The organism is Streptomyces sp. NBC_00209 (assembly GCF_045206345.1).
GTDB lineage: Bacteria > Actinomycetota > Actinomycetes > Streptomycetales > Streptomycetaceae > Streptomyces.
The window spans coordinates 238,026-263,826 of the sequence record NZ_CP108121.1 but is presented as its reverse complement, the minus strand read 5'-3'; the positions used below and the strand labels follow the sequence as shown (position 1 = coordinate 263,826).

General features: G+C 71.0%; 26 protein-coding genes, 1 pseudogene and 1 riboswitch. Of the genes and pseudogenes, 13 read left to right on the top strand and 14 right to left on the bottom strand.

The annotated features are described in order from the left end of the window. Window positions 1-15: 15 nt before the first annotated feature. Window positions 16-930 carry a diiron oxygenase gene (locus OG867_RS01260; protein ID WP_328903760.1) on the bottom strand — a complete coding sequence of 305 codons (915 nt, stop codon included), beginning with the start codon at window positions 928-930 and terminating at the stop codon, window positions 16-18. A 624-nt stretch (window positions 931-1,554) separates the two neighbouring features. Here OG867_RS01260 and OG867_RS01255 point away from each other — a divergent pair. The 5 genes and pseudogenes from OG867_RS01255 to OG867_RS01235 all read left to right on the top strand — a co-directional run. Continuing rightward, the gene (locus tag OG867_RS01255) at window positions 1,555-3,105 is read left to right on the top strand and encodes a polysaccharide lyase family 1 protein (RefSeq protein ID WP_406281725.1); all 1,551 of its coding nucleotides are present in this window, start codon (window positions 1,555-1,557) and stop codon (window positions 3,103-3,105) included. Window positions 3,106-3,381: 276 nt separating this feature from the next. After that, complete coding sequence (locus OG867_RS01250; RefSeq protein ID WP_406281722.1) at window positions 3,382-3,696, top strand: hypothetical protein; 315 nt, start codon at window positions 3,382-3,384, stop codon at window positions 3,694-3,696. Then, window positions 3,693-3,959 carry a DUF4235 domain-containing protein gene (locus tag OG867_RS01245; RefSeq protein WP_328903764.1) on the top strand — a complete coding sequence of 89 codons (267 nt, stop codon included), beginning with the start codon at window positions 3,693-3,695 and terminating at the stop codon, window positions 3,957-3,959. The genes OG867_RS01250 and OG867_RS01245 overlap by 4 nt, the downstream gene beginning before the upstream one ends. A 120-nt stretch (window positions 3,960-4,079) precedes the next feature. Beyond that, the gene (locus OG867_RS01240; RefSeq protein WP_328903765.1) at window positions 4,080-4,325 is read left to right on the top strand and encodes a DUF6480 family protein; all 246 of its coding nucleotides are present in this window, start codon (window positions 4,080-4,082) and stop codon (window positions 4,323-4,325) included. Further along, window positions 4,322-4,465 (top strand): annotated as a pseudogene (locus OG867_RS01235) (catalase); the annotation flags it as partial. The gene OG867_RS01240 and the pseudogene OG867_RS01235, both read left to right, overlap by 4 nt. A gap of 85 nt (window positions 4,466-4,550) precedes the next feature. Here OG867_RS01235 and OG867_RS01230 read toward each other — a convergent pair. The 3 genes from OG867_RS01230 to OG867_RS01220 form a co-directional block, all read right to left on the bottom strand. Continuing rightward, window positions 4,551-5,288, bottom strand: a complete 738-nt coding sequence (locus OG867_RS01230; RefSeq protein ID WP_406281717.1) for an SDR family NAD(P)-dependent oxidoreductase — start codon at window positions 5,286-5,288, stop codon at window positions 4,551-4,553. Between the two features lie 53 nt (window positions 5,289-5,341). Then, window positions 5,342-6,721, bottom strand: coding sequence for an AprD4 family radical SAM diol-dehydratase (locus tag OG867_RS01225; RefSeq protein WP_328903767.1), 1,380 nt, complete (start codon window positions 6,719-6,721; stop codon window positions 5,342-5,344). A 433-nt stretch (window positions 6,722-7,154) separates the two neighbouring features. After that, entirely contained in the window at window positions 7,155-7,319 is a 165-nt protein-coding gene (locus OG867_RS01220; RefSeq protein ID WP_406281713.1) for a hypothetical protein, read from the bottom strand. A 259-nt stretch (window positions 7,320-7,578) separates the two neighbouring features. Between OG867_RS01220 and OG867_RS01215 the strand changes: the two genes are divergently transcribed. Then, complete coding sequence (locus OG867_RS01215) at window positions 7,579-9,039, top strand: endo-1,4-beta-xylanase (protein ID WP_406281710.1); 1,461 nt, start codon at window positions 7,579-7,581, stop codon at window positions 9,037-9,039. 60 nt (window positions 9,040-9,099) lie between these two features. Here the strand turns inward: OG867_RS01215 and OG867_RS01210 are convergent, their stop codons facing one another. Next, the gene (locus OG867_RS01210) at window positions 9,100-10,074 is read right to left on the bottom strand and encodes an alpha/beta hydrolase (protein WP_406281707.1); all 975 of its coding nucleotides are present in this window, start codon (window positions 10,072-10,074) and stop codon (window positions 9,100-9,102) included. Between the two features lie 226 nt (window positions 10,075-10,300). Here OG867_RS01210 and OG867_RS01205 point away from each other — a divergent pair, with 226 nt between their 5' ends. After that, window positions 10,301-10,924, top strand: a complete 624-nt coding sequence (locus OG867_RS01205; RefSeq protein ID WP_406281704.1) for a hypothetical protein — start codon at window positions 10,301-10,303, stop codon at window positions 10,922-10,924. 32 nt (window positions 10,925-10,956) lie between these two features. Continuing rightward, a riboswitch (cobalamin riboswitch) is annotated at window positions 10,957-11,025 on the top strand. 67 nt (window positions 11,026-11,092) lie between these two features. After that, the gene (locus OG867_RS01200) at window positions 11,093-11,398 is read left to right on the top strand and encodes a hypothetical protein (protein ID WP_406281701.1); all 306 of its coding nucleotides are present in this window, start codon (window positions 11,093-11,095) and stop codon (window positions 11,396-11,398) included. Between the two features lie 78 nt (window positions 11,399-11,476). Here the strand turns inward: OG867_RS01200 and OG867_RS01195 are convergent, their stop codons facing one another. Then, entirely contained in the window at window positions 11,477-11,794 is a 318-nt protein-coding gene (locus OG867_RS01195) for a putative quinol monooxygenase (protein ID WP_406281698.1), read from the bottom strand. Between the two features lie 704 nt (window positions 11,795-12,498). Here OG867_RS01195 and panD point away from each other — a divergent pair. The 3 genes from panD to OG867_RS01180 are packed head-to-tail and all read left to right on the top strand — an operon-like array spanning window position 12,499 to window position 13,968. After that, window positions 12,499-12,924: an aspartate 1-decarboxylase gene (panD, locus tag OG867_RS01190; RefSeq protein ID WP_164398211.1), complete on the top strand. Its 426-nt coding sequence runs from the start codon at window positions 12,499-12,501 to the stop codon at window positions 12,922-12,924. A gap of 30 nt (window positions 12,925-12,954) precedes the next feature. After that, the gene (locus OG867_RS01185; protein ID WP_406281694.1) at window positions 12,955-13,308 is read left to right on the top strand and encodes a GNAT family N-acetyltransferase; all 354 of its coding nucleotides are present in this window, start codon (window positions 12,955-12,957) and stop codon (window positions 13,306-13,308) included. 21 nt (window positions 13,309-13,329) lie between these two features. Beyond that, complete coding sequence (locus tag OG867_RS01180; protein WP_406281691.1) at window positions 13,330-13,968, top strand: aspartate/glutamate racemase family protein; 639 nt, start codon at window positions 13,330-13,332, stop codon at window positions 13,966-13,968. Window positions 13,969-14,368: 400 nt separating this feature from the next. Here OG867_RS01180 and OG867_RS01175 read toward each other — a convergent pair whose 3' ends face one another. The 7 genes from OG867_RS01175 to OG867_RS01145 all read right to left on the bottom strand — a co-directional run bounded on the left by OG867_RS01175 (window position 14,369) and on the right by OG867_RS01145 (window position 21,783). Further along, window positions 14,369-14,812: a hypothetical protein gene (locus OG867_RS01175; RefSeq protein WP_406281688.1), complete on the bottom strand. Its 444-nt coding sequence runs from the start codon at window positions 14,810-14,812 to the stop codon at window positions 14,369-14,371. Continuing rightward, window positions 14,809-15,291 carry a MarR family winged helix-turn-helix transcriptional regulator gene (locus OG867_RS01170; protein WP_406281685.1) on the bottom strand — a complete coding sequence of 161 codons (483 nt, stop codon included), beginning with the start codon at window positions 15,289-15,291 and terminating at the stop codon, window positions 14,809-14,811. The genes OG867_RS01175 and OG867_RS01170 overlap by 4 nt, the downstream gene beginning before the upstream one ends. Window positions 15,292-15,378: 87 nt before the next feature. Further along, window positions 15,379-16,755, bottom strand: coding sequence for a diaminopimelate decarboxylase (locus tag OG867_RS01165; RefSeq protein ID WP_406281682.1), 1,377 nt, complete (start codon window positions 16,753-16,755; stop codon window positions 15,379-15,381). 126 nt (window positions 16,756-16,881) lie between these two features. Next, window positions 16,882-18,498 (bottom strand): helix-turn-helix domain-containing protein, encoded by a 1,617-nt coding sequence (locus OG867_RS01160; protein ID WP_328903777.1) that lies wholly within the window; start codon window positions 18,496-18,498, stop codon window positions 16,882-16,884. A 42-nt stretch (window positions 18,499-18,540) separates the two neighbouring features. After that, window positions 18,541-19,281, bottom strand: coding sequence for an MgtC/SapB family protein (locus tag OG867_RS01155; protein ID WP_406281679.1), 741 nt, complete (start codon window positions 19,279-19,281; stop codon window positions 18,541-18,543). A gap of 160 nt (window positions 19,282-19,441) precedes the next feature. After that, the gene (locus tag OG867_RS01150; protein WP_328903779.1) at window positions 19,442-20,545 is read right to left on the bottom strand and encodes a lytic polysaccharide monooxygenase; all 1,104 of its coding nucleotides are present in this window, start codon (window positions 20,543-20,545) and stop codon (window positions 19,442-19,444) included. A 215-nt stretch (window positions 20,546-20,760) separates the two neighbouring features. Beyond that, complete coding sequence (locus tag OG867_RS01145) at window positions 20,761-21,783, bottom strand: LacI family DNA-binding transcriptional regulator (protein ID WP_328903780.1); 1,023 nt, start codon at window positions 21,781-21,783, stop codon at window positions 20,761-20,763. 241 nt (window positions 21,784-22,024) lie between these two features. Here OG867_RS01145 and OG867_RS01140 point away from each other — a divergent pair, with 241 nt between their 5' ends. Then, complete coding sequence (locus tag OG867_RS01140) at window positions 22,025-23,413, top strand: cellulase family glycosylhydrolase (RefSeq protein ID WP_406281675.1); 1,389 nt, start codon at window positions 22,025-22,027, stop codon at window positions 23,411-23,413. 277 nt (window positions 23,414-23,690) lie between these two features. After that, window positions 23,691-24,272 (top strand): TetR-like C-terminal domain-containing protein, encoded by a 582-nt coding sequence (locus tag OG867_RS01135; protein WP_328903782.1) that lies wholly within the window; start codon window positions 23,691-23,693, stop codon window positions 24,270-24,272. Between the two features lie 168 nt (window positions 24,273-24,440). Here OG867_RS01135 and OG867_RS01130 read toward each other — a convergent pair whose 3' ends face one another. Then, entirely contained in the window at window positions 24,441-25,799 is a 1,359-nt protein-coding gene (locus OG867_RS01130) for a GH1 family beta-glucosidase (protein WP_406281671.1), read from the bottom strand. Window positions 25,800-25,801 lie beyond the last annotated feature (2 nt).

Genomic DNA, 25,801 nt, shown 5'->3' with positions numbered 1-25,801 from the left:
GGCTCTCGGCTCGGGTCAGATCAGGTGGGCGCGCTTGTAGAAGAACAGGGCCGGCTTCGTCAGCAGACGGGCCGAGGCCAGGAACTCCATCAGCCCCGAACAGCTCGACCGCATCAGGGACTTGTGGTGCTCGTTGGTCTTCGCCTCGGCCCGTGCCCGCGCGACGTCCAGGCCGGCGTTCGCGTAGACGTCCCTGTTCACCATGCTGGTGACGATGTAGTACGAGGCGATGGCGACGACGAACGCGTTGAGGTGGCGGCGCACCGGGCCCGCGTCACGCAGACGCTTGCGGGTCTCGTCGCGGGCGAACTTCATGTGGCGGGACTCCTCCACCACATGGATGTTGTTGATCGTGCGGACGAACGGCGCGACACGCTCGTCGCGCATCCAGTCGCGCTGCATCACGTCGAGCACCTCCTCGGCCACGAGGATCGCCGCGTACGCCGCCTCGCCGAAGGCAAGGGTCTTGAAGGCGCGGCCCAGTTCGAGCACCGGGCGGCGCGGTCGGTACGCCGGCGCCCCCAGCTTCGCCGCGCCCCGGGCGAACATGATCGAGTGCCTGCACTCGTCGGCGACCTCGGTCAGGGCCCACTGGAAGCGGGGGTCGGTCGGGTCCTTGGCGTACATGTCCCGCAGCACCATCTGCTGGAGGATCATCTCGAACCAGATGCCGGTGCTGGCGACGGAAGCGGCCTCCTGGCGGGTCAGCGCCTTGCGCTGAGCATCCGTCAGTTCGCTCCAGTACGCGGTGGCGTAGAGGGTGCTCCACTCGGGGCTCGCCCCGTGGTGGTCCGTGTCGAGCGGGGTGTCCCAGTCCACTTCGGTGGCCGGGTCGTACGAGAGCTTCGCGGACGAATCGAGCAGGCGCCGGGCGACGTCCTGCTCGGCGGCCCGGTCCTGGTCCTCCGGCCGAACGGTGCTGCTTGCCATGCTGGGGCTCCTTGACTCGAGAGATCGACCCCGGCGCCGTCCGGCCCTCATCCTGTACGGCCCGATGAGATCGCCGGCCGTCGGACGCCGCCCTCGCTTGTTAGACGCGACGTCTAGCAAGCTGTTAGACGGAAGGTATAGCAAGAGGCGTGCGCTCACTACCCCCGCGTAGGAATTTCGTACGTTCTCTCCACGGTGGGCCGGTGCGCGTGGGGTTGACGCGGGAACGCGGGAGCCCTTGTCGGTGCATCGGAGTCGGGGGGCCAGGGCGGTCTGCCGCGGCCGTCAGCCTCGCGCGGCAGATGGAGGGCCCCGTCTTTCGGGACGCGGCATGCCCGGGAGGTGGTAGCCGGGCTGGGGTGCGCCTTCGCGCTGGTGACGGCCGCGATCCTCGCCGGGGTGCTCTGAGCGGACCCCCGGAGGCGTCCTCGTACGGTCGTCCGTCGGCGCGGAGCCTCGGCGACGTTACAGCCCGGTTCGGCCCGTAACGTCCCGTCGTTGACGTGCCCAAATCAAGAAAGCGCCATCTTTTCGCGTTCACATCCTTGTACGGCACATCGTGCCGCCCCTATCCTCGCCAACCAGAAAGCGCTTTCCATCTCTCTTCGACGAATGGGAACGAACATGAGGCGACCAGTCGCACTGAGACTTTCCGCGGCGCTGTCCACGATGGCCCTGGCGGCCGCGGCCGGAGCGGTCCTGACGATGCCCGAGGCATCCGCCGCCGTCGCGGGCGGCGCCACCGGCTTCGCGAGCCAGAACGGCGGCACCACGGGCGGCGCGGGCGGGCAGACCGTACGGGCCACCACCGGGACCCAGATCCACCAGGCCCTGTGCGGCCGGGCCAGCAGCAGCACCCCGATCACCATCGAGGTCGAGGGCACCATCAACCACGGCAACACCGCCAAGGTGTCCGGCGACAGCTGCAACACGGCGGCTGGTGTCATCGAGCTCAAGCAGATCAGCAACGTCACCATCGTCGGCGTCGGCGGCGGGGCCGTCTTCGATCAACTGGGCATCCATATACGCCAGTCCAGCAACATCATCATCCAGAACGTGACCGTCAAGAACGTCAAGAAGTCCGGCTCGCCCACCTCCAACGGCGGCGACGCCATCGGTATGGAGAGCGACGTCCGCAACGTCTGGGTCGACCACGCGACGCTGGAGGCGTCCGGCGGCGAGGACGACGGCTTCGACGGCCTCTTCGACATGAAGGACAACACCCAGTACGTGACGCTGTCGTACAGCACCCTGCGCAACTCCGGCCGGGGCGGCCTCATCGGCTCCAGCGAGACGCAGCTCGACAACGGCTACATCACGTTCCACCACAATCTGTACGAGAACGTCGACTCCCGCACACCGCTGCTGCGCGGCGGCATCGCCCACATCTACAACAACTACTACGTGAAGCTGAACAAGTCCGGGATCAACTCCCGGGCCGGCGCCCACGCCAAGGTGGACAACAACTACTTCAAGGACTCCAAGGACGTCCTGGGCACCTTCTACACCGACACCACCGGGTACTGGCAGGTCAGCGGCAACACCTTCGACAACGTCACCTGGTCCTCGCCCGGCACCGAGAACCACCCGGCCGGCCCGGACCCGCAGTCCAACACCACGGTCAGCATCCCCTACGCGTACACGCTCGACGCCTCCTCCTGCGTGCCCGCGATCGTGACCGGCACGGCGGGCGCCAACAAGGGACTCAAGGTCTCGGACGGCAACTGCTCCACGACGAACCCGACCGACCCGACGGACCCCACGGACCCGACCGATCCCACGGACCCGACCGACCCGACCACACCCGCCGGCACCAACCTCAGCCTCGGCGCCGGTGCCGACGGCTCCAGCAAGGCGAGCGGAACCAGCTACGGCAACGTGCGCGACGGTGACCTGAACACCTACTGGTCCCCGGCCGGCTCGACCGGCTCCGTCTCCGTCAAGTGGCCCTCCGCCACCACCGTCTCCGCCGTCACCATCCGCGAGGCCGCGGGAGCCCAGGGCGTGTCCGGCTCCTGGCGACTGCTGAACGCGGACACCGGCGCGGTCCTCAAGACCGGCAGCGGCGCGGGCACGATCACCATCCCGGCCACCTCCCTGCGCAAGATCACCTTCGAGATCACCTCGGCCGGTGGCACACCGAGGATCGCCGAGTTCGAGACGTACGCGGGATAGCGCCCCCGCCCGCACAGCCGGGCCGGCCCGGGGAGCTCCACCCTCCCCGGGCCGGCCCTTCGCGCACCGCTGCGCCGGACGGATGGGCGCGGCCCGCGAATCGGGCGATCAAGGAAGGCCGGCCGACCCCGTATGAGCACCATGGAGCCGGGCAGGCGGTACGCAAGGGCACCGCCCTGGCGGGCGGCCGGCAGATCACCGAGACCGGCACCCGGGCAGACCATCGACAGCGTCGAGGCCGGCAACAAGGCGCAGACGCAGGAGAGGACCACCGCTGTGAGGCAGCAGACCGCGGAGAAGGCAGCCCAGGCCACCGGCCAGGTGCGCGACAAGGCGGCACTGGTCGCCCAGAAGCTGAGGGAACACACGCCCGACCCCGTCCTGGAGAAGACGGCACAGGCCGCCGCCCAGGTGCGCGAGAGCGCGGCCAAGGCCGGACAGTACGCGGCGGACAAGGCGCCGGAGCCCCTGCGGGAGACCGCGGGCCAGGCCGCCACCGCGGCCCGCACCCACCGCACTCCGCTGCTCGCGGCCGGTGCCCTGATCGCCGCCGTTCTCCTGGTCCGCCGCAGCCGGGGCCACCGCCGGTGAACGCGGCCAAGATCGCCTACAAGCCGGTCGGGCTGATCCTGGGCGCCGCGGGCGGCATGCTCGCGGGCATGGCGTTCAAGCAGGTGTGGAAGGCCATCGAGGGTGAGGGGGACGCCCCCGACGCCATGGACGAGGACCGCCGGTGGAGGGAGATCCTGCTCGCCGCGGCCGTCCAGGGCGCGATCTTCGCCGTGGTCAAGGCGGCGATAGAGCGTTCCGGCGCGGTGACCGCCCGCCGCCTCACGGGCAGCTGGCCGGGCTGAAGCGGCGCGGCGGAGACGGAGGGGGCCGGCGCCGGATCACGGGCGCCGGCCCCCTCCGCGTACCACGGACCTGCCGGCGTGCGCGGGCGAACCCAGCGGTCTTCGGGGAACGTGGATCACATGACTCCTTCGCAGACCCCGGACCCGGATCGGGAACCCCGCGAGACCACAGGACCGGAACCGGCCGGCGGAGTGCCGCCCGGGGAGACGCCGCCCCCCGAGAGCGGCATGTCGGGGGCGGGGCCCCAGGACACCACGTACAACCCGCCGAAGGGCTGGGCGAAGGCCCCGATGGCGCTGATCATCGGCGTGACGCTGCTCATCGCGGCGTTCTTCCTCGTGTACGCGATCATCCTGCTGCTGTGACGCGGGGGAGGGGCGACCCGAACGGCCGAGCCTGCCCGGAGCGGGACTACCAGTTCCTGGGAAAGATCAGCCACTTCGACCGCGAGCGGGTCCCCGAGGGGGTCGGGCACGCCCGGGGCGTGACCGCGTACGGCTACTTCCCGACTTCTCCGGAGGGCCGGGCCCTGGAGGAGGACGCGAACCGTGTCGCTCCTCCAGAGCACCGGTCTCACTCGTCGGAGCGAGTCAGGGCCGCGTCCCCGGGGTCTCGCCGCCGAAGGGGAGCAAGGTCGCGCCTTCCGGGGGCTCCTCCATGGAGAACACCTGCCCGGTCGGGGCGTCGGGCGCCGATCCGGGCAGAGCCGCGGCCCAGGCGACCAGCCGGGCGGCGGCATCGATGTCGTCCGGCGCATCAGCCCCGCCCATGTCGGTGGGGATCCAGCCCGGCTCCACCGCGTTGACGAGGATGTTGTCCTGCCTCAGGGCCACGGCCGCGTTGACGGTGAGATTGTTCACCGCTGCCTTGGACATGCAGTAGCTGATGTACTCTCCGCCGGCCCGGTCCGGCCGGGCGTCATCGCTGGTGAGGTTGACGACCGAACTCGCCTCCGCCATGCGCAGGAGAGGCTGGAGAGCCTGGATCATCAACAGTGGTCCCACGGAGTTGACCCGCAGCAGCTGAACGCAGACCTCCACGTCGAAACCCGGAATGTGCTGGTCGTTGTGGGTGTAGACCCCGGCATTGTTGACCAAGGCATCGATTCTGTCCGCGGTCTCCCCGATGGTGTCGACCGCGGCCTTGACGCTGTCCGGATCCGTCACGTCGAGGGTGACGCATACCGCGTCACCGCCCCGAGCACGCAATGCCGCGGCGACCTGCTCTCCGGCCTCCCGGTGCCTGGACCCGACGAACACCCGCCATCCCTGGTCGGCCATCACCTCCGCGGTGCGCCGGCCCAGCCCGCGATTGGCGCCGGTGATCACAACATTCCGGCCGGGGCCCCTCGTCTCAGCGCTTGCGGCGGCAGTCGAGCCGGTCATGCGCGTACACCGCCCGCCGCATCGGCCCAGCGGGTGAGCTGCGCCTCGAACTCGGTCCGGAGCGCCTCCGGCGCCTGCCCGCCATCGATGCGGTGCAGCTCCGCCACCAACTGCTGGGCTTCCGTCAGGTCTTGCTCGCTCAGATTCTCGTTCCGCATCACCGCGTCGTAGTTGGTGAAGCTGGTCTCCTCCTCGGAGATCCAGTTGTTGCGCAGAGCCAGGTCATGCAGTGCCGTCCCCGGGTACGGGGTGATGACGCTGACATCGAACTCGGCCGACCGCAGACCCAACGACATCACGAAGCGCAGCGTGTTGGTGATCGAGAGCCTGTCCTCGCCCGGGAGGCCGAGCATCAGCAGGAAGAAGATGTTCATGTCATGCCGACGGGCTGTGTCGACGAAGGAGCGCACCGTATCGAGCCGCAGACGCTTGCGCACAGCCTCCGTCTGCATACGGGTGTCGCCGCTCTCGACGCCTACTTCCACGCCGACACAGCCGGCTGCCACCATGGCTTGGATCAGTTCTTCGTCCAGCCGGTCGATACGCGTCTCGCACCACCACTTGATGCCGGTGCCGGTGCGCTTGATGGCCTCGCACAGATCCAGGGTGCGCTGCCGGTGGAAGGTGAAGATGGGGTCCCGGAAGATCACGCCGGTTATCCCGAGTGCGGCGCACTGCTCGAACTCGGCGGCGACCCTCGCCACCGGATACGTCCGGACCTTTTTCCCCTCGCCGAGGGGGTAGGGGCAGTAGAAGGCGCAGGGGTAGGGGCAGCCGAAGCTGGCGTTCATGGTGGTGATCCGGTGGCCGGACAGTGCGGGGAAGCCGTACTTCGCGTGATCCACGAGGTCGCGCGCGGGAAGAGGCTCGTCGGCCGGCTCGCCGAAGTCATGAGCCAGCAGCATCTCCTTGCCGGCGTTCTCGGAGGTCACCAGGCCAGGTCCTTGCGCGTCACCTCTCAGGAGCCGCCCGACGACGGGCACGGCCTCAGGGAGCAGCAGTCCGACGCACTGGCCCAGGTCGAGTATCTCTTGCCAGTGGTCCAAGCGGCGGATGCTGGTGTACGCGAAGCACCGGGCCCCCGCCTCGGCGAACTGCCCCATGCGCCTCGCGTCTTCACGCATGCTGGCGAGCGACACATGGCAGATCACAAGGTCACCGGAGCCGGGCTCGGTGGGACTGGCCACCTCCTCGTCAACGACTACGACGTCGAATCCGTCCTCCCGCAGCACACCGGCAAGACGCAAAAGGTCCAGGGGCGGGAGAAGGGAGTGCTCGTCCGCATTGACCGTGCCCAACCCGCCTGCGTACGTACGCTGCAAATTGCGCCCGAACGACGTCTTCGGGCTGATGAGTATCACGCGCTGCGATCGCATATACCGTCCCCCTCTTATTCTGCCGGCAGGAGATGCCCGCACGGCTTTGCGCACGTTGCACCCGTGCGGATAACGCGCCCATCGGGGGGCGCGCTTCTCGCCAACACTACCCGTCGCGAGCCTGCCAAGGTAGGGCGAATAAGCGGGCGTTGCTGGTCCGGCAACAGTAACTGACCTGCAGGGGAACCTCCTTGTGATGGTCGATGCACTATGCGGTGCGACTCGTGTCCGCCAGTCGTGACCGGGCGGATGTGAGACCGATTTGCGCACCGCTTCCGCGAATTCGGCGGAAACGGAAAGGCGCGGCTGTGCACGCCGTGGGCGGTTCCAAACCCGCCGTCGCTGAGGGCCGTACGAGTAGTGCGCAGCGACGGCGCCTTCCGTGCTTCGGGGACTTCGGCGTTCCGGGCGACGGGTCGGTCCACCGGACCCGTCAGCGCTGCGCCGGCGCGCCCGTGGGCCTCCACCGGTACGTGGGCGGGAGCTCGCGCGTACCGGCTCCCGGGTTCACGGTGACAGCCTTCACCAGCTTCCCCTGCTGGTTGGTGCCGCCCTGGGCCACCTCCTGGGGCAGGGGTGCGCGTGCACGGAACAGCACCGAAATATTTCGAGCAAGGTCCGTTGGGCAGTGTCATGAGATGGAAGTGTTAACGCTCACAGGCAAGGCCCTCCGGTGAATGCCTGCGCAAGAACTGAACATCTACGAGATCGAAATGTTTCGATCCTCATTCGGAAACATTCTAGGTGAGAGGTATTGACGATCCACAGTCAAAACCTCAATCATCCGTTCCTGAGCGGGCCACGCGGCCCGCCGCGCTTCGGCTCTTCCGCGATTCCCCTACCGAGGAGGCACAGCCATGGGCTCCTACGCCCTTCCGAGATCCGCTCTCAGCCGGCCGTTCCGCGCACTGTTGCCGGCGCTGCTCGTCGGCGTCCTGGGCGCGTCCGCCGCACTGGTCGCACCTTCGAACGCGCACGCCGCCGAGACGACCCTCGGCGCCGCCGCGGCGCAGAGCGGGCGGTACTTCGGCACCGCCATCGCCTCGGGCAAGCTCGGCGACTCGGCGTACACCTCCATCGCCTCGCGCGAGTTCAACATGGTGACCGCCGAGAACGAGATGAAGATCGACGCGACCGAGCCGCAGCGGGGGCAGTTCAACTTCACCAATGCCGACCGCGTGTACAACTGGGCAGTACAGAACGGCAAGAAGGTGCGCGGCCACACCCTGGCCTGGTACTCCCAGCAGCCCGGATGGATGCAGAGCCTCAGCGGCAGCACGCTGCGCCAGGCGATGATCGACCACATCAACGGCGTGATGGGCCACTACAAGGGCAAGATCGCCCAGTGGGACGTCGTGAACGAGGCTTTCGCCGACGGGAGTTCGGGCGCCCGTCGCGACTCCAACCTGCAGCGCACCGGCAACGACTGGATCGAGGCCGCCTTCCGCGCGGCGCGCGCCGCCGACCCGGCCGCGAAGCTCTGCTACAACGACTACAACGTCGAGAACTGGACCTGGGCAAAGACCCAGGCGATGTACAACATGGTCAAGGACTTCAAGCAGCGCGGCGTACCGATCGACTGCGTCGGCTTCCAGTCGCACTTCAACAGCGGCAGCCCGTACAACAGCAACTTCCGCACCACCCTGCAGAACTTCGCCGCCCTCGGCGTGGACGTGGCCATCACCGAGCTCGACATCCAGGGCGCCTCGGCCTCGACGTACGCGAGTGTCACCAACGACTGCCTGGCCGTCTCGCGCTGCCTCGGCATCACCGTATGGGGCGTACGCGACAGCGACTCCTGGCGTTCCGGGGACACCCCGCTGCTGTTCAACAACGACGGCAGCAAGAAGGCGGCGTACACCTCCGTCCTGAACGCGCTCAACAGTGGCTCATCCACCGATCCCGGTGACGGTGACGGTGACGGCGACGGCGGGCAGAGCGGACAGCTCAAGGGCGTCGGCTCCGGCCGCTGCGTGGAGGTGCCCAACTCCGCCACGGCGGACGGCACCGCCGTCCAGCTGTACGACTGCGGCGGCGCGGCCAACCAGAAGTGGGAGCACACCGCCGCCGGTGAGCTGCGGGTCTACGGCAACAAGTGCCTGGACGCCGGGGGCAGCGGCAACGGCGCCGGGATCCAGATCTACAGCTGCTGGGGCGGCGACAACCAGAAGTGGCGCCTCAACTCGGACGGGACCATCGTCGGCGTCCAGTCCGGGCTGTGCCTCGACGCCGTGGGAACCGGTACGGCCAACGGCACCAGGATCCAGCTCTACTCCTGCGGGAACGGCAGTAACCAGCGCTGGACCCTGACCTCCTGACCCGGCCCGACACTGCCGGCCTCCTCCCTGCCCGGGGAGGAGGCCGGTCCGTCGCTCGGATCAGTCGCCGTGGAGCGCCCCGTGGAGGAAGTCCACGGCGAGCTGGCGGGCGACATGGGCGGCGCGGGTGTCGCGCAGGCTGTCCAGGAGCAGGAAGTCGTGGACCATGCCCGCCACCCGGACGGAGGTCACGTCCACCCCGGCCTCGCGCAGCCTGTTGGCGTACTGCTCGCCCTCGTCGCGCAGGACGTCCGCCTCATCGGTGATGACCAGAGTCCTGGGCAGGCCCTTGAGCTGGTCCAGGGAGGCCCGGAGCGGCGAGGCGTGGTGCTCGGCGCGCTGGGCGGCGTCGGTGGTGTAGGCGTCCCAGAACCACTTCATGCCGTCGAGGGTGAGGTAGTGGCCCTCGGCGAACTGGTGGTACGAGGGGGTGTCGAAGCCCGCGTCGGTCACCGGGTAGAGCAGCGCCTGGGCCTTGAGGTCGATCCCGCCGCGCTCCTTGTTCATCAGCGCGAACACCGTGGACATGCAGCCGCCGACCGACTCGCCGGTGACGGCGATCCGCGAGGTGTCCAGGCCGTGGTCCGCGCCGTGCTCCAGGACCCACCGCCCCACGGCGTAGTTCTGCTCGACCTGGGTCGGGTACTGCGCCTCGGGCGCGCGGTCGTAGACCGGGAAGACGCCGGCCGCCCCGGCGCCGACCGTGAGCTCGCGGAAGAGGCGGTCGTGGGTCTTCTCGTCCCCGAAGACCCACCCGGCGCCGTGAATGAAGAACACCACCGGCAGCGGCCCGGTGGACCCGGCGGGCCGGATGACGCGGGTACGTACCGTGCCCCACTCGCCGGCGTCCACGTCGACCCATTCCTCGTCCACATCGGGACGGGCAACGGACGCGTCGCTCTGCAGGCCGAGCAGGATGTCCCGGCCCTTCTCCGGAGGGACCTCGTAGATCCGCGGATGCGGATCCGTCGCCTCGCACAACTCCTTGGCGGCAGGTTCCAGGCAGGGGGTGATCGGAGGAGGAAGATCAGTCATGTCCGCTCCATGTCATGACGCACGAGCGCCCTGTCCACGTGGCTTCGCGTCCCGGGAATCGGGCCCGACTCCATCGTTCGCGCTGGTTCCGCCCTCCGCAACGTGGGGAGAAGGACATCGCACCGCCCCCGGCCGGCGGACTGCCCACGTCGGCCGCGATGCCCGCCGGCAGTCGGGGTGGGCGCGCACAGGCCGGACATATAGTCAGCGCCGGAAGGGATCGCACATGCCCGTTCACCTGACCGCTGCTGGGGTCAGCCCGGTGCTCGACGAGACGGACGGGCGCGTCCTGCACTGGGGGAGAGGGCTCTCCGAGGCCACCGCCCGGAGCCTGGGCGACGCGGTGGCCGGGACTTCGCTCCTGCCGTTGAACGCCCAGGTCCACCAGGGCCGGCCGGGCCTCATCGGCCACCGGGCGGGCACGGCCTGGTCGCCGTCGTTCACCCACGCCCGCACCGTTCACGCCGACGGTGCCCGGTTCACCGTTCACGCCGAGGACCCGCACAGCCGGCCGGCGTGGCGGGCGGAGCTGGAACTGACGCCTTCCGGGCTGCTGCGGCTGCGGCACGGGCTGCGTAACACCGGCACCGACGCGTACCAGGTGGACGAGCCGACACCGGTGCTGCCGATAGCGGCTGTGTTCGCCCCGCACGACGACCGGCGGACTGTCCGGCGCCGGGGAACGGGCGGCAGCCAGGGCGTAACGGGCCTGCGTCAGCGCCGTGTGCAGCCCGGCGACGACGGGTTCGCTGACGCCGGCCCGCCAGACGCTCTGCGGGCGCCAGTCCCGGATCGGGGGCCCGATCTCGGGCAGCTGCTCCCCGAACCCGGCCGCCGTCCGGCCCCATGAGACGATGACCGCCGAATCGGGCGACGGGAGCTGAGGAAGCCGGTGTGAATCCGGCGCGGTCCCGCCACTGTGACCGGGCACGACCCGGGAGCCAGACACTCACACCGTCGCCACCTCCACGATGTCCGGGGCGGACCTCCCCGGTGGGAGGCGGAGGCGGACGGCGCCATGCCGGAAACAACTGGCCTTACCGCAACGGCTTCCGCGCCCAGCAGGGTGACGGTGTGCCGGGACTGCTGCTGCGGCACGGTCAAGGTGCCCGGCGACCATGCGGCCCAGACCGCGCGCCTGCGCTCGGCCGTCCCGGTGCGCGTCTCCGCGTGCCTGGACGTGTGCGAACAGGCCGATGCCATCGTCGTACAGCCGTCGGCCGAGGGCCGTCGCGCCGGGGCCCGTCTCAAGCTCAAACGACTGGCCGGACGAGGAATCTTGAGCGAGCCCGAGCAAGGACTGTTCACCCAGCCACGACCCTGAGCCGGCCCAACGCGTCCTCAACCTGCAGGATCACCCCTACCGAAGGCACGAAACGGACGTCAACTCACCCACCGCCCATTAACGTCCCGCAGGCGAGACCTCGCGAGGCTGGTCGTACATCCGCACGTCGCGCGCAGTCGCCAGGGGCATCAGACGAGTAAGGCCGATCTCGCGGAAGTGGTCGGAGTCGCGGTGAGCCGCGAATGCGGCGGGGTCGACGTACTTCTCGATGCTCACGTACCGCTCGGGCGTGTCCTCAGAACGGAACACGTCATAAGAGAGGCAACCCGGCTCCTCGCGACACGCGGCAGCGAATTCGTGTAGGACCTGGCTGAACTCAACAACGTCCTCGGGATTGCATGTCACATCGGCAACGACAAGTACGTTCGATTCCATAACGTGCACCCTACGTCCAATGACTACGCGTCCGGAAGGCGGCAGAGGTCCGTTCGCACCAAGAACGAGCCCTCCACCGGCCGGTAGCCTCGCGACCGTCACGTTTCATGCAAGCCGTAACCCGAAACGGACATGAACCCGCGAACCGCCCACTCAGGCTCCGCCACAGGGTCGGACGAGCATGATGGCCATCGAGGCGATGGTGCCGGCCGCCAACGCGAGCATCCGGCCCGACCCTTTTCGGATGCGTGTGGCTGCGGATTCATGGGGGAGAAGGCTCCTTCTGGCTTGGAGATGTGCTCTGTTGCGGAGGCGCACTGGGCGAGCCACAGGTGATGATCGCGAGAGCAGTCGACTTTGCGGCACCGGAATTCGCTGCTGACGGAACCGCGCGACCGCGATGGTCTCCTCAGGAGATGGGGTCGTGGGCATCAGGCGCTTGGGTGCTCGTGGTGTGACGGCGATCACGAGGGATCCCGGCCGGGTGCTACGTAAGATTGCGTGGGCGTCGAGATGGGGGCGGGGGAGCGTGCGAGGCACCCCGGACGTCGCCTGGTGAGGCGTCAGGAAAGTCAGCAAGTGGTCAGCATGAGTCCTGGAAAACCTGAGGAATGCTGCCCGGACATGCGACTCGTTGTAGAGTGGCCAACCAGCCCTTGACCTGCAAAAACGCAGGCAGGGAGCCTAAGCCCAGGAGTACCTCGATGATGCGAACGATGTTCAAGTCCAAGATTCACCGTGCCACCGTGACCCAGGCCGACCTGCACTACGTGGGTTCCGTCACGGTCGATGCCGAGCTCATGGAGGCTGCGGATCTGCTGCCCGGTGAGCTGGTGCACATCGTGGACATCGACAACGGCGCGCGGCTGGAGACGTACGTCATCGAGGGCGAGCGCGGTTCCGGGGTGATCGGGATCAACGGGGCCGCCGCCCATCTGGTGCACCCGGGTGATCTGGTCATCCTCATCAGCTACGCCCAGGTCGAGGATGCCGAGGCGCGTGCCCTCGTGCCGCGTATCGTGCACGTCGACGCGGACAACCGCATCGTCGCACTCGGTGCCGACGCCTCCGCGCCCGTGCCGGGCAGTGACACCGAGCGCAGCCCGCACGCGGTGCCCGCGGCGCGCTGAGGCGGCTCTCCGAACGAGGGGCACAGCGCCATGGCAGAGCAGACCGGGCCCGAGATCCGTGACGATCGGGCGGCCGGCAAGCTGTCCGCGTACGAGGGCGGCGAGGCCGTCGGCGTCATCGCGTACTTCGTGATGGACGGCGAGCCCGCCGGGCTCGTCGCCGTCCACACGGTCGTCGGTTCCGGACACGAGGGCAAGGGCATCGGCGGCGCCCTGGTCAGGGAGTTCTACGCCATGGCGGGCCGCGAGGGCGTCCCGGTCGTGCCGCTGTGCCCGTACGCCGCCAAGTGGGCCTCGCGCCATCCCGACGAGGCCCCCGAGGCGCCCGAAGGGCTGGTGGAGCGCGCGAAGACGCAGCTCGCCTCGCACCCCGAGCTGTACTGAGCCGGAAGGAGCGGCCCGGCCATGACGCTCGCGCTGCTGCACACCTCACCCGTCCACGTCCCGGTCTTCGACGCCCTGCGCGATGCCGACCACCCGGGAACCGCCCTGCGCCACGTCGTACGGGAGGAGCTGCTGACCACGGCGGCGGCGCTGGGGCCCGAAGCGGTGGCCGACGAGGTGGAGGCGGTCGTCGCGGACCTGGTGGCCGAAGGCGCGGACGCCGTGCTCTGCACCTGCTCCACCATCGGGGCCGTGGCGGAGGCCGCGGGGGTCGCGGTCGGCGTCCCGGTCCTGCGCGTCGACCGGCCCATGGCGGCGGCGGCCGTCCGCGTGGGCCGGGTCACCGTCCTCGCCGCCCTCGCCTCCACCCTGGAGCCGACCCGCGCGCTGCTCACCGAGGAGGCGGCCGGCGCCGGGCTGCCGGGGGCGGACATGCGCACCGTGCTGGTGGACGGTGCCTGGGACCGCTTCACGGCGGGGGACAACGACGGCTTCCTCGACCTGGTGGCGGCCTCGGCCGACGCGGTGCGCGACGCGGATGTCATCGTGCTCGCCCAGGGCTCCATGGCCGGCGCGGCCGAGCGTACGACCACCGGGATCCCGGTCCTGTCCAGCCCGCGCCCCGGCCTGGCCGCCGCCGTGGAGGCCGCTGGGCGGTGACCCGGCGGGGTCGCGCGGGTCGTCCCTTGCGTCGTCCGTACGCGGCAGTGTTCCGCATCCGTATGTATGGGCTCGCCGGGCGCGGGCAGCCGCTCCGGGAGACGGTGGAAGAGGTCCACCCCCGATCGTTCGGAGGCCCGAGATGACTCATCCGTTCCCCGACCCCGTCCCTCCGGCGCCGACCCCGGGTCCGCTGCCGGAGCCGACGCCGCCCGCGCCGACCCCGCCCGTGCCCACACCCCCGGGCCCGACGCCCACTCCGCCGGGGCCCGCGCCCGACCCGATCCCGCAGCCGCCGTCGCCGGACCCCGACCCGGTGCCGCCGCCCGAGCCCGAGCCGTCACCGGTCTGACCGGACGGACCGGCTCCCGGGGCCGGCGGCCCGGAACGCGGCACGCCCTCAGCCCGCGGCCAGCATCGCGTCGGCCCGGGCGGTGACCTCGGTCAGCACCCGGCCCGCCGCGGCCAGGTCCTCGGCCGGAAGGTCCCCGTAGAGCCTGGCCGCGATGTCGGCGACACCCGCCTTGTACGACTGGACCAGCGCGTCGCCCGCCGGGGTGAGCGCGAGCAGGTCACCGGGCCGCTCCTCCACCAGACCGGCGGACGTCAGCTCGGCGACGGTGGCCTCCGCCGCCGGTACGCCGAGCTTCACGGCGCCGGTCAGGCGCTCGATCAGGGCGCGGCGCTCGACGGTGCCGCCCGCGGCCTCGGCGGCGTTGAGCGCCAGGGCCTGGTGGAAGGTGGCGCCCTGGGGCAGGAGCCGTTCGGCGAGCGCGCGGGCGGCGTAGTGGGCCATGCCGATGACCTGGCCGTCCACGGGGCGCGCGGTAGGTGCGGCGGTCATGATGACTCCTCGCGGAAAGCGGTGACTGGGGGGACCGGCACGTCGAGCAGGGCCGTCAGTGCCTCGGTGAACGCCTCGGTGTCCTGGCCGTCGAGACCGCCGAGGGGTGCGAGCAGCCCGTTGACGAGCTCCCGCACCACCGCGACCGCGCGCGCCGTCGTCGCGCGGCCCTCCTCGGTCAGCGAGAGCCGGACGGCTCTGCTGTCCGCGGGGTCGGTGGTCCGTTCGACCAGGCCCGCCGTCTCCAGGGCGCGGGCCAGCTTCGAGACGTAGAGCGCTTCGAGTCCGGTGTGGTCCGCCAGTGCGCGCTGACTCGGCCGCAGCCCCGCATGCTCCATGCCCTGCAGGGAGGCGACCAGCGAATACTGCGCGTGTGTCAGGCCGAGCGGTGTCAGTGACCGGTCGATGGCCACCCGCCACTTCATGGACAGGCGCCAGACCAGGAAACCCGGGGTCGCACCCTCGATCGCGTTGCTCATGACGAATACCGTACATGGCTACTATGTCCATGGCTACTAAATTGGGCGGGCCATGCGCGAGGCCGTGGCAGCGCGCGCACCTGCCGCTCAGTTCCCCAGGTCGAGCAACGCGTCGGCGTGCGCCAGGCCGCTCTCGGCGGACACCGAGTCCAGCGACTGCGCGTCGCGTACCGGCGCGAACCGGACCACGGGGTCCTCGCGGCCGTTCGTACCGGCGAGGTCGAATCCGTACACCGCCGGGCGCGGCAGGCTGTTGTACGACCACGGGGTGGAGAAGTAGTAGGCCCCCGTGTCGTACAGCACCACGAAGTCACCCGCCCGCAGTTCGGGCAGTTCCCGGGCGTGCGCGACGACGTCCCCGGCGAAGCAGCACGGCCCCGCGATGTCCTGGACCACCATGGGCCCGTCCTTGGGCCGCCCTTCGGCGTCGAAGGCGCCGACCCGCAGCGGCCAGGCGTCCGGCATGAAGACGGTACGGGTGGCGGTCTGCGCCCCCGCGTGGGTCAGTGCGATACGGCGGCCGCCCGCGTCCTTCGTGTACTCGACCAGCGCGCCGATGAAGCCGTTCTTCGCGAGCAGGGACCGCCCGAACTCGGTGACCAGCTCGTACCGCCCGTCGAAGAGCCCCGGGACGGCCGCCCGCAGCGCCGCCGCGTACTCCGCGAAGGTGGGGCGCACCTCGTCGTCGGAGAAGTTGACCGGGAGGCCGCCGCCGATGTCGAGCCCGGTGACCTGCCGGCGGCCCAGCGTCTCGTTGATCTCCTCGGCCAGCCGGTACGTCTCGGCGATCCCGGCCGCGATCAGCTCAAGGGGGCAGCCCTGCGAGCCGACATGGGCGTGCAGCCGGGTCAGCCACGGGTGCGCGGCGAACGCCTTCACGACCCGCTCGCGCGCGCCGGGGTCGCGCAGCGCCACGCCGAACTTCGAGGTCGCCGTGGCCGTGCTCATCGCGCCGATCGAGCCACCGCCGACCTGCGGGTTGACCCGGAGGCCGATGGCGGACACCGCGTCCGCCGGGCGCAGCGAGGCGATCCGGTCCACCTCGTCCAGGTTGTCCGCGTTGATCGCCACGCCCACGGCCAGGGCGCGGCGGATCTCGTCCCGGGTCTTGGCGGGGGAGTCCAGCACGATCCTGGACGGCGCGAACCCGGCGTCCAGCGCGAGCCGCAGCTCACCCGGGCTCGCGACCTCGCAGCCCATCCCGCACCGGGCGAGCAGCCGCAGCACGGGGACCAGCGAGGACGCCTTCGCGGCGAAGGTGTGCAGCACGGCGGGCACCCCGGGGAACGCCTCGTGCAGGGCGGCGACCGACGCGCGCACGCCGTCCGTGTCGATGAAACCGGCGACCGGGCTCGCCTCGCCGAGCAGACCGGCGGCCACGGCGTGGCGGACGACCGCCGCGACACGCGCGGAGCCCGCCGGGGCCGAGGGGGAGAGGGCGGAGGAGGGCGAAGAAAGGCTCATGGAGCCAGAGTCGGCGATGAGTGCCCCCAGGTCTCTGTCCGGGCGGCCAAGAACGGTGCGGTTCCTTGTCCGGTCGGCCAATGGTGAGCCTCGTGAGGAGCCACAGCCGTACGAACAGACCGCAACCTACCCGCTGAGCCGGACGGCGAGCGTGACCAGCAGCCGGGTGTCGGGGTCCTCCAGGTCCACCCCGAACCGCTCCCGGGCGCGCCGCAGCCGGTAGCGCAGCGTGTTCGGGTGGACGATCAGGCGCTCCGCGGCCCGCGCCACGTCGCCCGAGGCGTCGAGATAGGCGGCCAGCGAGCGGACCAGCTCACCGCCCGCCGCCAGATCCGTCCGGACCAGGTCGTGCACCGGCCCCCGCCCCGCCTCCCAGACCGGCCGGGCGGCGTCCAGAACGCGGGCGATGTCCAGCGAGGGGCCCAAGCCCGCCGCGTCCGCCGACCGTCGGCCGCCCCCCGCCGCCGCCCGCTCGTGCAGCACCCTTACGACGAGCAGGGCCTCCTCGCACGACTCCCGCACCCCGGCCGCCCCGGCCGCCACCGGCCCGGCCCCTGCCAGCACCCCGGCGTCCTGCGCCTGGCCCGCCAGCTCCCGGGCCAGCGCCGCCGCGCCCCGGTCCGGCCCGGCGTCCACGGGCAGCAGCACCAGCAGCCGGTCGCCGTCGCGCAGCACGCGCACGGACGGGCGGTACGTCGCCGCCTGGAGCGCGGCCACGTCGAGCGTGCGGTCGCCCGGGGCGGGCGCGGCGGCCAGGGGTTCGGCGACCACGACCGCGCAGGCGGCGTCGGGGGAGAGACCGAGCGACCAGGCGTGCGTACGGGCGTCCCCGTCCCCGTACAGCAGTCCGCGCAGCGCGAGTTCGCTGCGGCGGGCGGCGCCGCTCTCGCGTAGCCGGTGCCGCACCAGCAGGGGAGCGGCGACCTCGGCGGCCCGGCGCAGCGCGTCCGGCGCGTCAGGGCGCAGCGGCCGCCCGTCGCCGGCCACCCAGATCGAGCCGAGCACCTCCGGGCCGCTGCGGACCGCGATGATCAGGCGCTCCGGTCCCTCGGCGTCGGCCGCGCGATGGATCACGTCCCGGGACGTCCACAGCGTCCGCAGCAGCCCGCTGCGCCGCAGCTCCGCGACCCGCCACTCGGGGACACGGCCGCCCAGGATGGTGGAGCGGCGCAGCACATCGGCCTCGGGACCGGTGGCGGAGTGGGCCAGGACCCGCAGGCGCGTGTCCTCGATGGTGATCGACCCGCCGGTGTACTCGGCGACGGCCGCCGCGAGTGCGCTCAGGCTCTCCGGGCCCCCGGGCGCCGGCCGGCCGGCGGCCCTGTCGTCCGCGCCCGTCCGGGCGCAGGCCAGCGCGGAACGCAGCAGCGCGGCGGCGTCCGTCCAGTCGGCCCACTCCGCGCGGGTGAGCAGGGCCACGCCCGTCTCCTCGGCAGCGGCGAGCACCTGCGGCGCGGCGGCCACCCCCTCCACGGCGCGCAGCACGACGCCGGACGCGCCCCGGCGCGCGGCCTCGCGGACCGGGGCGGCGGCTTCGGGGGACGAGGCGGGCGCCCCGGTGACCAGGACCAGGCAGCCGTCCAGCGACCGGGCCGGGCCCTCGTCGCCCACGGCCACCCCGCGCACCCCGACGTCATGGCCGGACGGGGCGAGCAGCAGGCGTAGGCTTCCCCCGTCATCGAAGGCGAGGACCTCGCGCAGCGCGACGGAGGGCTCCGGCGGGAGGGCGGCACGGCTCGTCATGGCAGCCGAGCATACGAGCACCCCGGTGCGCGGGACGGGGGCTCACTCGTCGTTGAGGTCGCTCCGGCTGCACGCCAGGACCCCGGCCGTGCCCGCCAGCCGTGCCGTCAGCGCATCGGGGTCGCCCCGCCCCTGCACGCTCAGCGCGATCTCCACGGTCCCCTCGGCGTCCGGTTGCGCGCGCCGCCGCCGGAAGCGGCCCGCGCCGGAGAGCGTGGTCAGCTCGGACACGGCGAACCCGGTCTCCGTACAGTGGTTGACCAGCTCCCGCAGCGCCCCGACGCCCTCGGTGTACGTGATGCGATAGCCGATCGACGCGTTGCGCAGGGTGGGGAGCCGGTGGGCGAGGGGGCGTACCCCGTACGACACCAGGAAGTACGCGAGCGTGGCCAGCGTCGCGAGCACGGGCAGCCCGGCGCCGGCCGCGCAGCCCACGGCGGCGGTGAGCCAGATGGAGGCCGCCGTGGTGAGGCCCCGCACCGAGCCCCGGTGGACGAAGATGACGCCGCCGCCGATGAAGCCGAGCCCGGACACGATCTGGGCCGCGACCCGCGAGGGGTCCAGCTCCACCTGGCCGGTCACCACGACGTCGGAGAAGCCGAACTTGCTGACCAGCGTGAAGAGCGCGGCCCCGAGCCCGACGATCGTGTACGTGCGCAGCCCGGTCGCCTTCTGGCGGATCTCACGCTCGATCCCGATCGCGCACGACAGGACGAACGCGATGCCGAACTGCGCCGCGTGCGTCCAGTTCTGACCGAACGGTTCGTTGATGTCGAGTGCCACGCAGCCTCCGTACCCGTCCGGCGGAACATGATCGGACAGAGTCCACCGTACCCGTCCAATCGGGGCCCGGAGGCAAGCGGTGGGCGGTCGCGGGTCAAGGCCGCCACAAGAAGGCGGCGGCTCCCGAGTCGCCGGGAACCGCCGCCGTCCGCGTCAGGGGTTACGGGCTGACGCAGCCGATCGAGCCGACGGGGAAGTCATTGCCCGTCGAGGTGGCCGTGAAGCCGAATGTGACGCTGCCGTCCGGCGGGATCGACCGGTTGTAGTCGGCGTTCTTCACCGTCAGCGTGCCGTCGGACCCGGTGCTCAGCACCCCGCTCCACACGCTGCTGACCGTGGTGCCGGTGCCGGGCTTCCACTGCACGGCCCAGCCGTCGAGCGCCGTCGTGTTGTGGTTCATGACCTCGACGGAGCCCTGGAAGCCGCCGCTCCAGGAGTTGGTCACGTTGTAGACCGCCATGCACCCGGTGTGCGGGTCGGTCGGGTCCGTGGGGTCGGTCGGGTCCGGGGTCGGGTCGGTGGGGTCCGGGTCGGGGGTGCTGCCCGAGCCGCGGATGCCGGTGACCTCGCCGTTTCCGCCGTCGAAGACGATGTCGGAGCAGGAGAAGAAGTTCTCCTGGCTGTCCGAGCGCACCCACTGGATGAACATGACCGCGTCACCCGAGCGGCCCGAGGGCAGGGTCAGGTCCCAGTAGTAGTGACCGCCGTCGGTGCCCGGCGAACCCACCTGGGGCGGGTTGGCCACGGTCTGGATCAGATCGAGGTCGTCCCAACCCAGTTCGGTCGTGGGGGAGTACCCGGGCTTGGACATGTACACCCTGAACTCGCCCGGGTGCGCGGCCCAGTTGCTGTGGTCCACCTCGATCTTGGCGCCCGAGGTGAGGTGCGTACGGGGCCAGTCGCCGCGCGCCGCGTTGTAGCCGGTGAAGTTGTACGGGGAGCGGTCACCGGCGCTGCACAGCGTGCCGTCCGGGACGTAACCCGCGCCCCGGCCACCCGCGTTGGAGTCCAGCACGGCGAACCAGTTGTACAGGGAGCTCGCGCCGCTCTCCGCGAGCGCGGCCTTGCACGCGGGGTTGGTCGGGTCCAGCGAACCGGTGCTCGTCTTGGCGTCCAGCCAGCAGAGGTAGGTGCGCGAGCCCGGTGACATGGTGACACCGTGGGCCTGCGCGCTGCCCTGGCCCAGCAGGGTGAAGGCGATACCGCCGAGCAGTGTCGCCAGCACCGCCGCCAGGGAGGCGAGTTGTGTTCTGCGTCGTGCCATGGTGTCTCCTTCTGCGGGTGCGGGTGCGGGTGCGGGTGCGGGTGCGGGTGCGAAGGGAATGGGAGGGTGCGTAGATGTGGGAGCGCTCCCATGCTTTCGTTGGTAGGGGACTTTAGGGCAGTGGTCGTGTCCCTGACAACCCTCCGGACGGCATCGGCCGAAACGGGTCGCAGTCGGCGCGAGATCCCGCCCCCGGCCGCCAACAACCGTGTAGATCAACCGGATTGACGCACCATCAGCCGCGTACGCAGGATCACGTGGTGCCACGCGACCTTCGGCCGGCTCATCTCCTCCAGCAGCAGCCGCACCATCGCCCTGCCGATCTCCTCCATCGGCTGCTGGACCGTCGTGAGCGGCGGGTCGGTCTGCTCGGCGAGCTCGAAGTCGTCGAAGCCGACCACCGCCACGTCCTCGGGCACCCGCCGCCCCGCCGCGTGCAGCGCGGCCAGCGCCCCGGCCGCCATGCTGTCCGACGCGGCGAACACCGCGTCGACCTCCGGATGCCGCTCGATCAGGCGGGCCATCGCGCGCCGCCCGCTCGCCTCGGTGAAGTCGCCCTGGGCCACCAGGGACGGCGGCTCGGCGCAGCCCGCCTCGCGCAGGGCCTCCCGGTAGCCGCGCAGCCGGCACTGGGCGACGTACATCTCGGGCGGACCGGCGATCGCGGCGATGGTCCTGCGCCCGCCGCGCACCAGATGGCCGACCGCGTCCCGCGCGCCGCCAACGTTGTCGGCGTCCACATAGGTGACCCGCTCGTCGCCCGAGCGCCGGCCGAGCAGCACCGTGGGCACCCCGGCGTCCGCGAGCATGTCCGGCAGCCGGTCCTCGGCGCTCACCGACATGAGCAGCACCCCGTCGACCCGGCCGCCGCGCACGTACTCCAGGAGCCGCTGCCGTTCGCTGTCCGTCCGGACGAGGGTGAGCAGCAGCTGCACGCCCTGCTCGTCCAGGGCGTCCCCGACCGCGCGCACGATCTCCGAGAAGAACGGCTCCCCGAACAGCCGCCAGTCCGTCTTGGTCATCACCAGGGCGACGGCGCCCGCGCGCTGTCCGGCCAGGGAGCGGGCGGCCAGGTTGGGTACGTAACCCAGTTCGTCAATGGCGCGCTGCACGGCGCGGCGGGTGGACTCCCGGACGCCCGCGGCGTTGTTGATCACTCGGGAGACCGTGCCCCGGCCCACCCCGGCGAGCGCCGCCACCTCTTCCAGCGTCGGCGTGCCGGAACCCCTGTTCAACATGGACCACCCCCAAGAGGCACCGATCCTACGGCCAGGAGGGTGGGCGGCCGGTGGAGTCGGATCAATTGACGGCGCGATCGGGCCGCCGCTTTGGGAGCGCTCCCAAGTTTATTTGTGCATGACAGCGTCGAATGGCTATGCGCGGGCCACCTCGGCGTGTACGGTCTCGGGCCGATGGGTTCTGGGAGCGCTCCCATCCAGTTGTTCCTCAGTTGGTCCCCTTCGAACGAGGAGAAATGCTGTGAAACGCTTCTTGGCTCTACTGGCGGCCGGTGCCACGGCCACGGGTCTGACGGTCCTGGCCGGTCCTCCCGCGGCGGCCGCCACCGGATGCAAGGTGGAGTACACGGTCACCAGCCAGTGGGAGGGCGGCTTCCAGGGCGGGGTGAAGGTCACCAACCTCGGCGACGCCGTCAGCGGATGGCAGCTCAAGTTCACCCTGCCGGGCTCGGGTCAGAAGGTGGTCCAGGGCTGGAACGCCACCTGGTCGCAGTCCGGCTCCGCGGTCACCGCGGCCGGCGTCGACTGGAACGGCTCCCTGGCCAGCGGCGGCACGGCGGACCTGGGCTTCGTCGGCTCCTTCTCGGGCGCCAACCCGGCGCCCACCGGCTTCACGCTCAACGGCGTCGCCTGCACGGGAACCGTCGGGGGCGGGGGCGACGACGACGATCCGCCGCCGGCCACGGGGGGCGGCACCCCGGTGGAGACCAACGGTCAGCTCCACGTGTGCGGCACGAGCCTGTGCAACCAGTACAACCGTCCGATCCAGCTGCGCGGCATGAGCACGCACGGCCTCCAGTGGTTCAGCCAGTGCTACAACAACGCGTCGCTGGACGCGCTGGCGAACGACTGGAAGGCGGACCTGCTGCGCACCGCCATGTATGTGCAGGAAGACGGCTACGAGACCGACCCGGCGGGCTTCACCAGCAAGGTCAACAGCCTGGTCGACATGGCCGAGGCCCGTGGCATGTACGCCCTGATCGACTTCCACACCCTCACGCCGGGCGACCCGAACTACAACCTGGAGCGCGCCAAGACCTTCTTCGCGTCCGTCGCCGCCCGTAACGCCTCGAAGAAGAACGTCATCTACGAGATCGCCAACGAGCCCAACGGCGTGAGCTGGGCGGGCATCAAGAACTACGCCGAGCAGGTCATCCCGGTCATCCGGGCCGCCGACCCGGACGCGGTCGTCATCGTCGGCACGCGCGGCTGGTCGTCGCTCGGTGTCTCGGACGGCTCCAACGAGAGCGAGGTCGTCAACAGCCCCGTCAACGCCACCAACATCATGTACGCGTTCCACTTCTACGCCGCCAGCCACAAGGACAACTACCGCGCGACGGTGAGCCGGGCCGCTTCGCAACTCCCGCTCTTCGTGACGGAGTTCGGCACGGTGAGCGCCACCGGCGGCGGCGCGCTGGACCAGGCGAGCACGACCGCCTGGCTGGATCTGCTCGACCAGCTGAAGATCAGCTACGCGAACTGGACCTACTCGGACGCCAATGAGAGCAGTGCCGCCTTCAAGCCCGGCACCTGCGACGGCGGCGACTACAGCAGCAGCGGTGTCCTCACCGAGTCGGGCGCGCTGCTCAAGTCCCGGATCAGCACCCCGGACAACTTCCCCACCAGCTGATCCGTGAGATGCGGGGGCTCCGGCGCGGCCGGGCCCCCGCATCCGTGTGTCCACGGGCCGAACCTTGACACTCCGTCGATAGCGGCGAGACACTGGGAACGCCCTGGGAGAGCGCTCTCCCGGGCGATCCCGGCCACCGTGTCGACCCACTCCCCGCTGTCGGCGCGGTACGGAAGCCCGCGGTGGTCACGGACATCCGTGACCACCGCGGGCTTCTGTGTATATTCGGCGGAGCGTAAAGCTAAGGGGTCTAGGAAACACGTCGGCAGGGGTGGACATGGTGCGCGCGGGGCTCACGACCGAACGGGTCGTGGCGGCTGCGGCCGATCTGGCGGACACGGCCGGCTTTGACAAGGTCACCATCTCCGCGCTGGCCCGGGGCTTCGGCGTCAAGGACGCGAGCCTCTACTCCCACGTCAGGAACCTGGGCGACCTGCGCACCCGCGTCGCACTGCTGGCCGCCGAGGAGTTCATCGACCGCATCGAGGCGGCGGTGGCCGGCCGGGCCGGGAAGGACGCGCTGGTCGCCTTCGCCGACGCCTACCGCACCTTCGCGCTGGAGCACCCCGGCCGGTACGCGGCCACGCAGTACCGCGTCGACCCCGCGATCGTCGCCGAGGCACCCGCGTACCACCGCACCCTCCGCACCACCTCCGCGATGCTCCGCGCGTACGGCCTGACCGAACCCGACCTCACGGACGCGGTACGCCTGCTGCGCAGCACCTTCCACGGCTTCACCGCCCTGGAGGGCGACGGCGGCTTCGAGGCGCCGCGGCCCGTGCAGAAGTCATGGGAGTGCGCGGTGGAGGGGCTGCACTTCCTGCTGTCGAACTGGGCGCGGGCGACCGAGGGGGCGTAGCCCTCGCCGAGGCCGAAGCGCATGGGGCATCCGGCGGCTCGTCGGCCGGTGCGCGGTGTACGCGTAGCGGTCGGCTGCCGCCCCGGTGGCTCCGTCGCGCACCCCGAAACCCCCGGCGGCGGCGGTGATCCGTCGCGGCCGGGGGCTGCCGGTGTGCCTGATGAGACGTCAGGCGGCCTTGCGGGAGCGGGGTGTTGCCGCTTCGCGGATCAGTTCGGCGTAGCGGCGGCCGCTGGTTTTGACCGTGCGGCGCTGGGTCGCGTAGTCGACGTGGACCAGGCCGAACCGCTTGTCGTAGCCGTACGCCCACTCGAAGTTGTCGAGGAGCGACCAGGCGAAGTAGCCGGCCAGCGGGGCGCCCTTGCGGACGGCGCGGGCGCAGGCCGCGAGGTGTTCCTCCAGGTACCGCGTGCGCTCGGGGTCGTGCACGGACCCGTCGGGGAGTACGACGTCCTGGTAGGCCGAGCCGTTCTCGGTGACGTAGAGGCGCTCGACGCCGTACTCCTCGGTCAGGCGCAGGAGCAGCTGCTCCAGGCCCTGGGCGTGCACCTCCCAGTCCATGTGGGTGTGGCGCGAGCCGGGCAGGTACACCTGCTTGGCGTGCGGGACCGGACCGGACGGGTCGGCGGTGACGACCTGGCGGAAGTAGTAGTTGACGCCCAGCCAGTCCAGCGGCGCGGAGATGAGCTCCATGTCGCCTTCCTGGACGGGGAGTTCGACTCCGTACAGGTCCACCATGTCCTGCGGGTAGCCGCGCCCGAGGATCGGGTCGAGCCACCAGCGGTTGACGTGGCCGTCACCGCGCACCGCCGCCGCCCGGTCCGCCTCGCGGTCGGTGGCCGCCTCGACGGGGCTGAGGTTGTTGACGATGCCGACCCGGGCGTCGGGGGAGATGCCCCGGATCGCCCGGACCGCGAGGCCGTGGCCCAGGTGCAGGTGGTACGAGGCCCGGACGGCGGCGGTCAGGTCGGTGAGACCCGGTGCCATCGTGCCCTCCAGGTGGCCGATCCACGCCGAGCACAGCGGCTCGTTGAGGGTCGCCCAGTCCTTGACCCGGTCCCCGAGGCGTTCCACGACGACCGAGGTGTACGCGGCGAAGTGCTCCGCGGTCTCCCGTACGGTCCAGCCGCCCCGGTCCTGGAGCGCCTGCGGCAGGTCCCAGTGGTAGAGCGTGGCGAACGGGGTGATCCCGGCCTCCAGGAGCCCGTCCACCAGCCGGTCGTAGAAGTCGAGGCCGGCCGCGTTGACCGGTCCGTCGCCGCCGGGCACGATGCGCGGCCAGGCGAGCGAGAAGCGGTAAGCGCTCGCCCCCACCTCCTTGATCAGGCCGATGTCCTCCGGGACCCGGTGGTAGTGGTCGCAGGCCACGTCGCCGGTGTCGCCGCCGGCCACCTTGCCCGGGGTGTGCGAGAAGGTGTCCCAGATGGAGGGGGCGCGGCCGTCCTCGGCCACGGCTCCCTCGATCTGGTACGCGGCGGTGGCGACGCCCCAGGTGAAGCTGGCCGGCAGGGCGCTGAGGTCGTTCACGG